A 13801-nucleotide genomic window follows, 5' to 3' on the forward strand; every position below is an offset into this window, starting at 1 on the left:
AGAGTCCGTCACTCACGGAGACGGACGATGCGCCCCTCACGATTCACGGAAGAGCAGATCATCGGAATGCTGAAGGAGCAGGAGGCTGGAGCTGCGACGGCGGATGTCTGCCGCAAGCACGGCATCTCCTCGGCGACCTTCTACAAGTTCAAGGCGAAGTATGGCGGGATGGACGTGTCGGATGCGCGTCGGCTGAAGACCCTCGAGGATGAGAACGCCCGCCTCAAGAAGCTGCTGGCCGAACAGATGCTCGACAACGCGATCCTGAAGGATGTCGCCGCAAAAAAATGGTGACGCCCGATGCGAAGCGGAAGGCGGTGGCTCATGCCTGCACGGTGCATGCGGTGAGCCAGCGTCGGGCGTGCCTGGCCTTGACGATCGACCGCTCGACGGTGCGCTACACAAGCACCCGGCCGGACGATGCCCTGTTGCGCGAGGCGATGAAGGTCGTGGCGGCGGAGCGCCGGCGGTTCGGCTATCGCAGGATCCACATCATGCTGGACCGCCAGGGCATCGTGATGAACCAGAAGAAGCTGCGACGGCTCTATCGCGAAGAGAAGCTGCAGGTGCGCCGGCGTGGCGGCCGCAAACGGGCACTGGGCACGCGCAGGCCCATGCTCGTGCCTGATCGGGCCAACGCGCGCTGGAGCCTCGATTTTCTTTCCGACACGATCTCGGACGGTCGTCGCTTCAGGGTGCTCGCCATCGTCGACGATTATACGCGCGAATGCCTGGCGCTCGTCGCCGACACTTCGCTTTCAGGTCTGCGCGTGGCTCGGGAACTGGATGGCGTCATTCGGCTGCGCGGCCGGCCGGGGACGATCGTGTCCGACAACGGCACCGAGTTCACCTCGATGGCGATCCTGCGCTGGTGCCAGGAGACCGGCGTCGCGTGGCACTACATCGCCCCCGGCAAGCCGACGCAGAACGCCTTCGTCGAGAGCTTCAACGGACGCTTCCGAGACGAGTGTCTCAACGACATGCTGTTCTCGACGCTCACTGATGCCCGCAGCGCTATCACCTCATGGAAGGAGAACTACAACCGCCACCGACCCCACTCGGCCCTCGGCAACATCACGCCCGCCGAGTTCGCCCTCAAATCCGCGCTGGAAAAACAGGCCGCCTAAGGCCAGAAACGAAACCCAGGACTCTTCCTCAGGTCGGAGGAGAAAAGGGTCTCAGGTCAGCTGTCATCCGACCCCGACAAACGTCAGTCGCATCTGTTCTATGCCGATCCCGTGACCATGCTGGCCAATTGCCTCGCCCGTTATGGCCGGCATGTCGCATTGCTCCAGGATTACGGGGTGTGGGAGTTTACGGTGCTGGTGCGGTTCGCGTCGAAGAGTTAGAGCATTCTCTTCATGCGAACCGGTGCCCACTTCGCTCGAAAATGCTCTAATTGCCTTTTTGGGCAAAGATGACGTGCCCGTGTGTTTCGATCTTATAACCAATGCTTGATAGAAACGAGGTGACATCAGGGCCGGTTAGTGCCGTTGTTCCGGGTTTGTTGTGAATATCCGTAGAGATGAATACATTGGAATTCTCTGTAAGAAGCTTAGTTGCTCCTTTGAGGACCTCAACTTCGTAGCCTTCTACGTCGATCTTGATAACGATTCTGGAATGGTCAGCGAAATTGAGCTTTTCGGCTAGTCCGTCGAGTGTGATGACGTCGACCGAATACGCTTCTGCTTTGCTTAGGAACGCATCGTCGCGCTGTCCAAGTCGTGATGATTCCGGCAGAAAGGGCACTTCCCCCGTCGGATCCTCAGGTTGTTCAAAAAACTCGGCCTCGCCTTGCGCATCCGAGACTGCAGCGGCAAACAAAGTTACACGGGAAGAGCCGCCGTTTCGTGCGAGAGTTGCTTGCAGGTGCCGCATAGCTCGTCGGGAGGGCTCGAAGGCGACTATCTTTGCGCCGTCGGGAACAGTCATCGAATAGGGAACGGTCATCGCGCCCGTTGCAGCTCCGACGTCCAGAAACAGGGTACCCGGCTCGATCAGTGCACGCATGCGTTGCCAGTGATCGGTCTCTACAAAGAGGCGTAAATGACCGGCCTGATCTACATGCAGGCAGTGCCTCATCGTCATGAGCGTATAGCGCGGCAGCGTTACGGGCACGCCGTTCAATTCGACACGGAACCAGGCCTCATCGGACGCCTCGATTGCCGCCACCGCGCCGGAGGCGATCGCCCGCCACCCCAATTCCTGAGCGACTGCCACCCGCTGCTCGCGGGTTGCGGTGTCGCCAGGTTGAAGGGCCGGTTTCAAGAAGCGGAAAACCGAAATGAACGCACTGCCACTCTCGTCAGGAAGCCGATTCTCCAAATCAGGGCGCTCGGCCAGCAGTTCACGCTGTTCCCTCATCAGCTGATCGCGCTGCAGTTTGATCCGACGCAGCGGCGGGATGGCCATGGCGACCACGTGCTTCAGTTTTCCGAGCATTTCTTGACGCGGGCCCCTAATCCACCACGACGAGTCTTCCGAGGACACTCACCATGAACACTTGCGACGTGCAAGCGGCACTGCTTTCGTTTGGTCACCCGCTAGCGCAATTCGGCGCCGATGGCGACTTTGGTGGCGGGACGCGCGCCGCCGTGCAAGCGTTCAAGCGCAAATGCGGCCTGCCGGTCACTGATAAGCCCGATGCCGCGACGACAGTCGCTTTTCGGGCTGCGCTCGTCTCTACGAAACCGTTTCCAACGCCCCTGCCGGCGGGCAGACGCTCGGATCCACGCAGCGAAAGCGTGATGCGGTGCTGCTTCCCGCGATGCCGACCGCTCGTCCCGAGAATTTCCTCCAATCCGGTGGCTGAGAAACGGCCTAGCTCAGCACCATCATGCTGGGTGAACCGTTCATGCCGACCTGTCCGATTGTTTTCGCCACTCACGCCACCGCCTCCGGCGCCGGGCCGCTTTCCAAAGACGATCCTTTCGGCGCCGGCCGCGAGATCGCCTGGAGCGGACCGCAGGATCTGGCGGTGGGGGGCGTCGCCTTCTCCGGCGTCGTTGACAGCGCGGCCTTCCCGCACACGGAGGTGATCGTCGTCCGGTCGGGACGTCTCGATCTGACGCTCGCGGACGGCAGCAGGCGCACGCTCCAGGCCGGCGAGAGCATCGTGGTCGCGCGCGGCTCGGCGCTGCGTGTCGAGGCGGCGCCTGGCACGAATTGGGTCTTCTGCGCCAATACCGGAGCTGCTTCCGCAGCGCCCGGCGTAACAGAATTGCCGGCCGATGCGGCGCTTTCGCCGTCGTCGCCGCCCCCGGCCAATCTTCTCGAGGGGCCGGTGCCGCAGTGCCGGAGCTTCAACGCCTTCACCGACGAGGCGTCGCGCCTGCGGGCCGGCATCTGGGATTCGACGGCGTATCGGCGCGTCCTGCGTCCGCAGCCGGTCAACGAGCTGATGCATATCCTCGTTGGTAGCGTCACCCTGACCGGGACGGATGGACGCCCGGTCCGGATTGCGGCGGGCGAGAGCGTGTTCGTTGCCCAGGGCACGTCATGCGCCTGGGACAGCGATGAGCATGTCGCCAAGGTCTATGTCGTCCAGGAGGTCGGCGCGTGAGCTCCGTGGCGTCCGTTGTCGGCACGGGCATGACCGGGATCGAGGCTCCCGAAGCGCTGACGCTGCGCCCGATCGGCATGGACGATGCGACGTCCTGTGCGGAGCTGTCGCGCCGTGTCGGCTGGCCGCATCGCCGCGAGGACTGGGAGTTCGTGATCGGCCTCGGCCACGGTGTCGTCGGGGAGCGGGACGGCAAGCTCGTGGCCACCGGCCTGTGGTGGCCCTATGGCGAGGGCCATGCGACGGTCGGGATGATCATCGTCGCGCCCGAGGAGCAGGGGGCGGGGATGGGCAAGCGCCTGATGCAGGCCCTGCTCGCCCAGGCCGCGGAGCGTTCGCTGATGCTCAACGCCACCGTCGCCGGCGAGCCACTCTATGTCCGCCTTGGCTTCCGGCCCTGTGGCGGTGTCAGCCAGTATCACGGCCATGTACACGCCGTCGCAGCACCCGAACCCGGTGCGGGCAAGCGGTTGCGTCCGGGCAGCCCGGCCGATCTCGCCAGGCTCGAACGGCTCGATCGAGAGGCGACCGGATTGGAACGAGGGCCGGTCCTGGCGGCGCTCCTGCAATGCGGCAATTGCCTGGTGCTGGAGCAGGCCGGGCAGCCCGTCGGGTTCAGCATCCTGCGTGCTTTCGGTCGCGGCCAGGTGATCGGCCCGGTTGTGGCTGTGGACGAGACGGATGCGCGCACGTTGATCGCCTGCTGGCTGCACGGCCGGGCCGGTCAGTTCATTCGGGTCGATCTGCCGCTCGGCTCCGGGCTGGGCGACTGGCTGGTACAGCATGGCCTTGCGCCGGCCGGCGATGTCACCGCAATGGTGCGCGGCGATCTGCCGGTCGCCTCCGGACCGGCGCGCCTCCACGCCCTGGTCACGCAGGCGCTGGGCTGATATCCGCGAGGTCGACACGATGACGCTGCTGCTCAAGTCGGATGCTGCTCGCGCCGAGGAATGGACGCGGCTGCTTGCGGACAAGGCGCCCGACCTGCCGTTCCGGATCTGGCCGGACATCGGCGATCCCGCCGAGATCCGCTATCTCGCCGCCTGGCTCCCGCCGGACGACCTGCTCGGTCAGTTCCCCAATCTCGAACTGCTCGTCTCGGTCGGCGCCGGCGTCGACCAGTTGAACCTGGCCGACATCCCGGCGAGCCTGCCGATCATACGGATGATCGAGCCCGGCCTCGTCGACAGCATGGTCGAATACGTCACCATGTCGGTGCTCGCCCTGCATCGCGACCTCATCCCCTACATCGCCGCGCAGCGCGAACGGGCCTGGACGGCGCTACGGATCAAGCCGACGAGCGAGCGCCGCGTCGGCGTTCTCGGCCTCGGCATGCTCGGCAAGGCCTGCGCGCTGAAGCTCGCCGAATTCGGCTTTGGCGTCGCTGGCTGGAGCCGCTCGCGGCACGATGCGCCGGGCATCGAGACCTTCGCCGGCGATGTCGAACTGCCGGCCTTCCTCGCGCGCACCGACATCCTGGTCTGTCTGCTGCCATTGACCGATGCGACGCGCGGTCTGCTCGGCGCCGAGCTTTTCGCTCGATTGCCGCAGGGCGCGATGATCGTCAATGCCGGCCGGGGCGGCCATCTCGACCAGGACGCCCTGCTGGCGGCGCTGGACAGCAACCATCTCGCGGGGGCGGTGCTGGATGTCTGCGAGCCGGAGCCGCTTCCGGAAGGACACCCGCTCTGGAACCACCCCAAGGTCCTGCTTACCCCGCATATCGCCAGCCGCTCGCGCTCTGAGGCCTCGCTCGACATCGTCCTTGAGAACCTGCGGCGGCACCAGGCGGGCGAACCCCTGATCGGCCTGATCGACCGCGATCGCGGCTACTGAACGAGGCTTGCCATGTCGATTGTCGCTCTCGAAGACCCTAGCCTTCTCGTCGGCCGTGCGCTGATCGGCGGCGAATGGGTTGGCGCTGCCTCCGGCGAGGAACTGCCGGTGCGCGATCCGGCGACGGGCACCGAGATCGGCACGATTCCGGCTTGCGGCGAGGCGGAAACCAACGCCGCGATCGCGGCAGCCGAGGCGGCGTTCCCGGCCTGGAAGGCAAGGCCGGCGGCGGAACGGGCCGCTCTGCTCGAGCGCTGGCACGACCTCCTGCTGGAACACCGCAAGGACCTCGCCCGCATCATGACGGCCGAGCAGGGCAAGCCGCTGGCGGAGGCCGAAGGCGAGGTGCTCTACGGCGCCGGCTTCATCAAATGGTTCGCCGAGGAGGCACGACGCGTCTATGGCAGCACCGTGCCGGCGCCGACCTCCGACCGACGCATCTTCGTGCTGAAGGAGCCGGTCGGCGTCTCCGCCGCGATCACGCCGTGGAACTTCCCCAATGCGATGATCACCCGCAAATGCGCGCCGGCGCTCGCCGCCGGCTGCCCGATCGTGGTGAAGCCCTCGGAGCTGACGCCCTTTTCGGCGCTGGCGCTCGGCGTGCTGGCTGAGCGTGCCGGCTTCCCGCCCGGCGTGATCAACATCGTCACCGGCCTGCCTCAGGGTGTCGGCGCGGCGCTGACTCAGAACCCTGTCGTCCGCAAGCTCTCCTTCACCGGCTCGACCCGGGTCGGCGCACTGCTGATGCGCCAATGCTCGGACACGCTGAAGCGATTGAGCCTGGAGCTTGGCGGCAACGCACCCTTCATCGTCTTCGACGATGCCGATCTCGACGCTGCCGTCGCCGGTGCCCTCGCCAGCAAGTTCCGCAATGCCGGCCAGACCTGCGTCTGCGCAAATCGCATCCTGGTCCAGGATGGCATCCACGATGCCTTCGCCGATCGCCTCGCCAAGGCGGTCGCGGCGATGCGGGTCGGCGACGGGCGACAGGACGGCGTCACCATCGGCCCGCTGATCAATGCGGCGGCGGTCGAGAAGGTCCATGCCCATCTCGACGATGCGCTCTCGCTCGGTGCGATGCGCTTCGCCGCGGCTGAGGGCGAGGTCGACGGCTCCCGCTTCGTCGTGCCGACGGTGCTGACCGGTGCGACCACGCGAATGCGCCTCGCCAATGAGGAGACCTTCGGCCCGGTGGCGCCGCTGTTCCGTTTCAGGCACGAGGACGAGGCAATCGAGATCGCCAACGGCACGCCCTACGGGCTCGCGGCCTATTTCTACACGCAGAACCTCAATCGCTCCTGGCGCGTCGGCGAGCGGCTCGAATTCGGCATGGTCGGCCTCAACACCGGCTCGGTCTCGATGGAGGTGGCGCCCTTCGGCGGCATCAAGCAGTCCGGCATCGGCCGCGAGGGCGGCGCGACCGGCATCGAGGAATATCTGGAGCTGAAGAGCTTCCATATCGGCGGGCTGAAGTCCGCCTGATCGGCAAGGCCGAAGCACGATCTGCCGATCCGGCCACCGAATAGGGCAGGGGATACCAAAGCGGCGCGCCAAAGCCGCCGCACAGTCCAGCCGGCCGCTCCTAGCCTTCCTGCTAGCGCTATTCGCGCTCAGCGGAGGACGAAGCGGTCCATGCTCCAGCCTGTTTCAAGCCCTGTCGCCCGCGCGGTGGAGCCGGCGAGCCCCGGTATCCGGAGGGCGCTGAGCCATATCGAGCGGCATTTCACCGAGGCTCTCTATCTCGACGACCTCGCCTCGCTGGCCGGCCTCAGCGTCTGCCGTTTCGTCACCGTCTTCCGGCGCCAGGTCGGGCTGACGCCGCATCGCTTCGTCTGCCGTGAGCGCGTGCGCTACGCTAGGGCGCTGCTCGCCGACGGCGTCCCGGCCGCGCAGGCTGCATTGGACGCCGGCTTCTTCGACCAGAGCCATCTCTCGCGCCATTTCAAGAGCGTCTACGGCGTGACGCCCGGCCGCTATCTGCGCGAGCAGGTGCAGTCTCCGCCGCCGCGGGCTGGCCGGCTCGGCTATCCGGCACGCGCCGCCTTTTCTCCCGTTTCGTCTTCCCGTCCTGCCTGAGGTTCCGCCATGAGCGTCAACTCCCTCGAAGCCCTCGACCGCCGCCACTGGGTCCATCCGGTCGCCAACTGGGCCGGCCACGAGAAGCGCGGCGTCACCGTGATGAAGTCGGCCAAGGGCGCCTTCATCACCGATAGCGACGGCCATGAGTTGATCGACGGCTTCGCCGGGCTGTGGTGCGTCAATGTCGGCTATGGCCATGACAGCATCGTCGAGGCGGCTGCCCGTCAGATGCGCGAACTGCCCTATGCCACCGGCTATTTCAGCTTCGGCAGCGAGCCGGCGATCCGCCTCGCCGCCAAGCTCGCCGAGCTCACCCCCGGCGATCTCGACCATATCTATTTTTCGCTTGGCGGTTCGGATGCCGTCGACAGCGCGCTGCGTCTGATCCAGTTCTACTACAACGTCACCGGCCAGCCGACGAAGAAGGCGATCCTCTCGCTCGAGCGCGGCTATCACGGTTCGAGCTCGACCGGCGCCGGTGTCACGGCGCTGCCGGTCTTCCACGCCAATTTCGACTTTCCGGCGCATGTGCATCACTACGTCGCCCCGCCCTATGCCTATCGCAACCCGACAGGCTCGAGCGACGCGGTGGTGATCGCGGCCAGCGTCGCCTCGCTGCGCGCCAAGGTCGCGGAGCTCGGCGCCGAGAACGTTGCGGCCTTCTTCTGCGAGCCGGTGATCGGTTCGGGCGGCGTCATCGTGCCGCCGAAGGGCTGGCTCAAGGCTATGCGCGAGACGGCGGCCGAGCTCGACATCCTCTTCGTCGCCGACGAGGTCATCACCGGCTTCGGCCGCACCGGCCCCATGTTCGCCTGCGAAGCGGAAGGCGTGGTGCCCGACATGATGACCATGGCCAAGGGACTGACCTCGGGCTACGCGCCGCTCGGTGCGCTCGCCATCGGCGAGAAGGTCTATCGCGCCATTGCCGACAATGCCCCGGCTGGCGGCCCAATCGGCCATGGCTACACCTATTCCGGTCATCCGGTCAGCGCAGCGGTCGCGCTCGAGGTGCTGCGGCTCTATGAGGAAGGCGGCATCCTCGCCAACGGCCAGCGCGTCGGCGCCTATTTCGAGGAGCGCCTGGCGACGCTCGCCGACCACCCGCTCGTCGGCGAGGTCAGGGCGCGCGGCTTGCTCGCCGGTATCGAGCTCGTCGCCGACAAGGCGACGAAAGAGAAGCTGCCGCGCGAGGCGAGACTGCCCGACCATCTCTTCGCCCGTGGCTATGCCAATGGCGTGATCTTCCGCGCCTTCGCCGACGACATCATCGGCCTGGCACCGCCGCTCTGCTGCAGCGAGGCGGAGATCGACCTGATCATCGCCAGGTTGCGCAAGACGCTCGACGAGGTCCTGGCATTGCCGGAGGTGGCGGTGGCGTTGAAAACCGCGAAAGCGGCGTGATCCTTGCTTGGTCCGGACCGCATCAAACGACCAGATCACGATGATTTTGGATCGAATCGATCCAAGGTCATAAAACGTGATCGATTCTAAAAGCTTAGAGCAGGGTCACAGCGAAAAACCGGTTCCCACTTTTTCGCATCCTGCTCTAGTCTGATACCGGTTCGGGCCCGCTCTGCAGGTCCGGTTCCACAAGAGGCATCCAGGACAAGAGGCCTTCGTCGTGACACCGGGCGTGCGGCTCGACCGCATCGACATGAAGATCCTGATCGAGCTGCAGAACAACGGCAGGATCACGAACGTCAACCTGGCAGATGCGGTCGGCCTGTCGCCGAGCCCCTGCCTGCTGCGGGTCAAGCGGCTGGAGCAGGCCGGCTTCATCTCCGGCTACGGCGCGACCATCAACCTGCAGAAGCTCGGTGAGACCATCACCGTCTTCACCGAGATCACCCTGACCGACCACACCAAGGAATACTTCATCCGTTTCGAGACGGCGCTTCGGCGCGTCGACGAAGTCGTCGAATGTCATCTCGTCAGCGGCGGCTACGACTATCTCGTCAAGTTCGTCACGCGCGGGCTGACGCACTACCAATCGCTGATCGAGACGCTGCTCGACCGCAATATCGGCATCTCCAAATACTTCAGCTATGTCGTGATCAAATCGCCGATCCAGAAGCCCGGCTATCCGCTGCCGACGCTGTTCGATATCTGACCGGCGTCAGCCGAGCGCCTGGGTGACGAGCCCGAAGGTCCGCGCTTCGCCACGAGGGCCGTGATTATGGCCCCTGACCATCGTGGTCACGGTGTCGTAGACGGTCATGCCGCATTCTTCGAGGAAGCCGCCGAACCTGCCTTGTTCCTGGGCGGTGTCGACGCGCAGGAACTGCCCGTCATGGGCGGTCACATGCGGCCGCAGCAGCGCGATCGCCGCCTCGTCGCTCTCGGCGACGATCGGGCCGACGACATGGCCGCGGCCGAAGCGGCGGCAGAGTGCGAAGCCGGCAACCTTGCCGTCGCGCTCGATGACCGTACCGGTCGCGAGCTTCATCAGTGCGGCGATGACACGCGAGCGGTCGGCGCCATAGGCATCGGAATCGAGCTGCGCGATCGCCTCGCCATCTGCGGCGGTCACGGGCCGGACAGAAAATTCGTCGGGCGCAGCGCCTGACGGCGCCTGGGCGCGGCCCTGATGCTGGAAGATGCGGCCGATCGGCTGGAAGTCGAGCGAGCGGTAGAGCCGGTAGCCGGCGCGCGTCGCGTTGAGCCGGAGGTCGCGCGGGCCGGCCTCTTCGAAGATCGTGTCCATCAGCCGCCGGCCGGCGCCCTGCATCTGCAGGCGCGGCGAGGTGATGACCATGCCGATCGTGGCGAAATGCGGCCCGTAGGGCCACCACATTGCCGAAGCGAGGGCCCGGTCGATCGCATCGCAGGCGACGAAGCCGTGCCCGACCTCCAGCACGAAGCGCCAGTCCTCCGGCCGATGCGGCCAGCTGACACCGACGGAGAGCTGGTGCGCCTGGGAGATATCCGCTTCTGTCATCGGCCTGATGGTCAGCTCGTAATCGAGCCGACGCCGAGCCGTTCCGTGAGCCACAGTTGCAGGCCTCGTTCGTCGAAATACGGGGCGACTATAGGCAGGCGCCGGGCTGCGGAGAACTGCAAAATTGTCCAAGAACCTGCCCCGCAAAGCGGTATTCTCGACGGTCGGAGCCGGCCTGCCCGGTGAGGGGCGGCCCATGCCGCCCTGTCCGGAACGCTGAGACGATAACCCATGAAGCTCGAACCCTACTGGCTCGCGACGGCGCCGGGATTCACCGCCGGTTCCATAGCTCCGATCGCCGGCAAGGTCGATGTCGCCGTCGTCGGCGGCGGCTTCACCGGCCTGTCGGCAGCGCTCGCTTTGGCGAAGTCCGGCGCCAGCGTTGCGGTGCTGGAGGCCGGTCGCGTCGTCGGACAGGCCTCTGGCCGCAATGGCGGGCACTGCAATAACGGCCTGGCGCATGATCTCGGCAGCCTTGCCGCCAGCCTCGGCGAGGAGAGGGCGGTCGCGCTCTACCGCGCCTTCGACAACGCCGTCGACACCGTCGAGGCGCTGGTCGCGCGCGAGGCGATCGACTGCGACTTCATCCGCACCGGCAAGGTCAAGCTCGCCGCCAAGCCGGAGCATTTCGCCAAGCTGGAGAAAAGTGCCGCCCTGCTTCAGCGCACGGTCGAGCCTGATTTGACCGTGGTGCCGCCACAGGAGATTCGGCGCGAGATCGGCTCGGACGGCTTCTTCGGCGGGCTCGTCTATCCGCGCAGCGCCCATATGCATATGGGCCGCTTCGGCGTCGGCCTGGCCGAGGCGGCGGCGCGAAACGGTGCTGCGATCCACGAGAACGCAGCCGTGACCGGTTTGCAGCGGCTGAACGGCCAGGCTCACCGCGTCGTCACCAGCCGCGGCACGCTCGAGGCGGGGCAGGTGCTTCTCGCGACCGGCGTCTCGCGCCAGGGGCCCTTCGCCTGGCTCCGGCGGCGTATCGTGCCGGTCGGCAGCTTCATCATCGCGACCGAACCGCTTTCACCCGAGCTCACGGCGGCGATCATGCCGACGCGACGGACCGCGACGACCACGAAGAACATCGGCAACTATTTCAGGCTCACCCCGGACAACCGATTGATCTTCGGGGGGCGGGCGCGCTTTGCCCTGTCGAGCCCGGCCTCGGACGCCAAGAGCGGGGCGATCCTGAAGGCGCGCATGCTGGAGCTCTTTCCGGAGCTCGCGGATACGCGCATCGACTATTGCTGGGGCGGCCTCGTCGACATGACTGCCGACCGGCTGCCGCGCGCTGGCGAGCGCGACGGCATCTTCTACGCGCTCGGCTATAGCGGCCATGGCACGCAGATGTCGGTCCATACGGGCCAGGCGATGGCCAGGGTGATGGGCGGCGACATGAAGGCGAACCCCTTCGCCGGGCTCGACTGGCCGGCGGTGCCCGGCCATTTCGGCCCGCCCTGGTTCCTGCCCTTCGTCGGGATGTATTACCGCTACCAGGACTGGCGCCACTGAGAGCGCTCCGGAACGCTACTCCGGCGGCCGCCTGACGCGGCCGTCTGCGCTTCCGGTGCTCACGGACGAAAAGTCCACTCCGCTCCGATTCTCGACGACCACGCCAGTCGACTCGCCGGAGCGCGCTCCACAGCGTCCTCAGACGTGGTCTGGGCTAGGCTTCCTTCTTCTGTCCGCTCATCGCGAGCAGGACGAGCAGGAAAGAGGCCGCCGTCAGCAGGGTCGAGATCGAGGCGATGGTCGGGTCGATCTCGTCGCGGAGCGCGGTGAACATGCGCTTGGTCAGGGTCTGGTACTGACCGCCGGAGACGAAGAGCGCGATGATCGTCTCGTCGATCGCCGAGATGAAGGCAAAGACGGCGCCGGCGAAGACGCTGGCCTTGATCTGTGGCAGCGTCACGGTGAGGAAGGCCCGCAGGCGGTTCATGCCGAGGCTGCGCGCCACCATCTCCTGCGTCTTGTCGAAGCTCTGCAGCCCGGCAACGACCGAAGTGATGACATAGGGCAGGCCGAGCATGACATTGGCCAGCACCAGCCCGGTCAGCGTCTGGATCAGGCCGAGCTTGGCGTAGACGAAGAAGATGCCGATCGCGACGATGATGATCGGCACGATCAGCGGCAGCATCAGCACCATGTGCAGCGAGCGCATCAGCCGGTTTTGGGCGTTGCTGATGGCATAGGCGGCGGCGGTGCCGAGCGGCGTGGCGATCAGCACGGTCAGCACGCCGAGCACCAGGCTCATCCGCGTGCCCTGCATCCAGTTCGGATTGCCGAAATACTCGGCATACCAGCGCAGCGACAGTGCCGGCGGCGGGAAGGTCAGGAAGCGCGTGCTGGAGAACGACATCGGCACGATGATCAGCACGGGCAGCATCAGGTAGATCAGCACCAGCCCGACGACGAGGCCGAAGGCGAGGCGCGGCAGCAGCGAGGTTTTCATTTCTGCCCCAGCATCTTGTCGAGCGGGATGATGCGGCCCACCGCGGCGAAGATCATGAGCACGCAGGCGAGCAGCACGACGCCGACGGCGCTGGCCGCGCCCCATTGCGCGTAGAGCTCGACATTGCGGCTCACCACCATCGAGATCATCACGGTGCGCCCGCCGCCGAGCAGCTCGGGCGTGATGTAGAAGCCGAGCGTCAGCACGAAGACGAGGGTGAGCCCGGCGATGACGCCCGGCAGCGACAGCGGCAGGAAGATGCGCAGGAAGCTGTAGAACGGGCCGCCGCCGAGGCTGGCGCCGGCGAGCATCAGCTCGCGCGGGATCTTCTGCATGGTCGAATAGAGCGGGAAGACCATGAAGGGCAGCAGGATGTGCACGGTCGCGATCACCGTGCCGAGCTCGTTGTGCACCATCGCGAGCGGCTCGGTGATCAGGCCGAAGCGTTCGAGCAATTGGTTGGCGACGCCGGTGCGCTGCAGCAGCACGAGCCAGGCATAGGCGCGCACCAGCACGCTGGTCCAGAACGGCAGCATCACGCAGGCGAGGATCAGCACGTTCCAGGGCCGCTTGGCGTGGGCGGCCGCATAGGCGACCGGGTAGCCGAGGAGCAAGGTTAGAACCGTCACCATCAGGGCGATGCGGAAGGTCAGCGCGAAGCTGCGCCAGTAGACCTCCTCGGTGAAGATGCGGCGGTAGTGCTCGAGCGTGAAGCCGTTGTCGTAGATCGACTGGGCCGCGAGCCAGCCGACCGGGATCACCACCAGCGCGACGATCACCAGCACGGCAGGGGCCGCGAGCAGCGTCATCAGCGCCTGCTCGCGGCGCTGATGACGGAGGGATGGATCGATCGCGCTGGTGCTCATCTCGTCACCTTGGTCATGCCCGGGCTCACAGGCCCGTCATGCTCGGGCTTGACCCGAGCATCTCCTGCAAG

At 66.0% G+C, this 13801-nt stretch carries 13 protein-coding genes; 9 read left to right on the top strand and 4 right to left on the bottom strand.

Annotated features, from left to right (window positions below):
- The first annotated feature begins 27 nt into the window (after nucleotides 1–27).
- Nucleotides 28–1127 (top strand): IS3 family transposase gene (locus tag GV161_RS14215; RefSeq protein WP_244665368.1). Its coding sequence is split into 2 segments (ribosomal slippage): nucleotides 28–286 and nucleotides 286–1127, totalling 1101 coding nucleotides; the frame shifts between segments, so codons are not numbered across the junction.
- A 268-nt stretch (nucleotides 1128–1395) separates the two neighbouring features.
- On the opposite strand, the gene GV161_RS14220 is transcribed toward GV161_RS14215, so the two are convergent.
- Nucleotides 1396–2412 (bottom strand): FkbM family methyltransferase, encoded by a 1017-nt coding sequence (locus GV161_RS14220; protein ID WP_159650268.1) that lies wholly within the window; start codon nucleotides 2410–2412, stop codon nucleotides 1396–1398.
- Between the two features lie 442 nt (nucleotides 2413–2854).
- Here GV161_RS14220 and GV161_RS14230 point away from each other — a divergent pair, with 442 nt between their 5' ends.
- From GV161_RS14230 to GV161_RS14260, 7 genes are all read left to right on the top strand, one after another.
- On the top strand, nucleotides 2855–3562 hold the full coding sequence (locus tag GV161_RS14230) for a cupin domain-containing protein (RefSeq protein ID WP_152012555.1): 708 nt from the start codon (nucleotides 2855–2857) through the stop codon (nucleotides 3560–3562).
- A complete protein-coding gene (locus tag GV161_RS14235) occupies nucleotides 3559–4452 on the top strand; it encodes a GNAT family N-acetyltransferase (protein ID WP_152012554.1) in 894 nt (297 codons plus the stop codon). Before GV161_RS14230 ends, GV161_RS14235 begins: the two co-directional genes overlap by 4 nt.
- A 19-nt stretch (nucleotides 4453–4471) precedes the next feature.
- A complete protein-coding gene (locus GV161_RS14240) occupies nucleotides 4472–5398 on the top strand; it encodes a glyoxylate/hydroxypyruvate reductase A (protein ID WP_152012553.1) in 927 nt (308 codons plus the stop codon).
- 12 nt (nucleotides 5399–5410) lie between these two features.
- Nucleotides 5411–6880: an NAD-dependent succinate-semialdehyde dehydrogenase gene (locus GV161_RS14245; protein ID WP_152012552.1), complete on the top strand. Its 1470-nt coding sequence runs from the start codon at nucleotides 5411–5413 to the stop codon at nucleotides 6878–6880.
- 150 nt (nucleotides 6881–7030) lie between these two features.
- A complete protein-coding gene (locus GV161_RS14250; RefSeq protein ID WP_152012551.1) occupies nucleotides 7031–7474 on the top strand; it encodes an AraC family transcriptional regulator in 444 nt (147 codons plus the stop codon).
- Between the two features lie 9 nt (nucleotides 7475–7483).
- Complete coding sequence (locus GV161_RS14255) at nucleotides 7484–8878, top strand: aminotransferase class III-fold pyridoxal phosphate-dependent enzyme (protein WP_152012550.1); 1395 nt, start codon at nucleotides 7484–7486, stop codon at nucleotides 8876–8878.
- Nucleotides 8879–9098: 220 nt separating this feature from the next.
- Nucleotides 9099–9587, top strand: coding sequence for a winged helix-turn-helix transcriptional regulator (locus GV161_RS14260; RefSeq protein WP_152012549.1), 489 nt, complete (start codon nucleotides 9099–9101; stop codon nucleotides 9585–9587).
- Nucleotides 9588–9593: 6 nt separating this feature from the next.
- Here the strand turns inward: GV161_RS14260 and GV161_RS14265 are convergent, their stop codons facing one another.
- Nucleotides 9594–10415: a GNAT family N-acetyltransferase gene (locus tag GV161_RS14265; RefSeq protein WP_152012548.1), complete on the bottom strand. Its 822-nt coding sequence runs from the start codon at nucleotides 10413–10415 to the stop codon at nucleotides 9594–9596.
- Nucleotides 10416–10646: 231 nt separating this feature from the next.
- Here GV161_RS14265 and GV161_RS14270 point away from each other — a divergent pair, with 231 nt between their 5' ends.
- On the top strand, nucleotides 10647–11924 hold the full coding sequence (locus tag GV161_RS14270) for an FAD-binding oxidoreductase (protein ID WP_152012547.1): 1278 nt from the start codon (nucleotides 10647–10649) through the stop codon (nucleotides 11922–11924).
- A gap of 154 nt (nucleotides 11925–12078) precedes the next feature.
- On the opposite strand, the gene GV161_RS14275 is transcribed toward GV161_RS14270, so the two are convergent.
- On the bottom strand, nucleotides 12079–12864 hold the full coding sequence (locus tag GV161_RS14275; RefSeq protein ID WP_152012546.1) for an ABC transporter permease: 786 nt from the start codon (nucleotides 12862–12864) through the stop codon (nucleotides 12079–12081).
- Complete coding sequence (locus GV161_RS14280; RefSeq protein WP_152012545.1) at nucleotides 12861–13730, bottom strand: ABC transporter permease; 870 nt, start codon at nucleotides 13728–13730, stop codon at nucleotides 12861–12863. The genes GV161_RS14275 and GV161_RS14280 overlap by 4 nt, the downstream gene beginning before the upstream one ends.
- Nucleotides 13731–13801: the final 71 nt, after the last annotated feature.

The sequence above is a fragment of the Bosea sp. 29B genome (genome assembly GCF_902506165.1).
Lineage (GTDB): Bacteria > Pseudomonadota > Alphaproteobacteria > Rhizobiales > Beijerinckiaceae > Allobosea.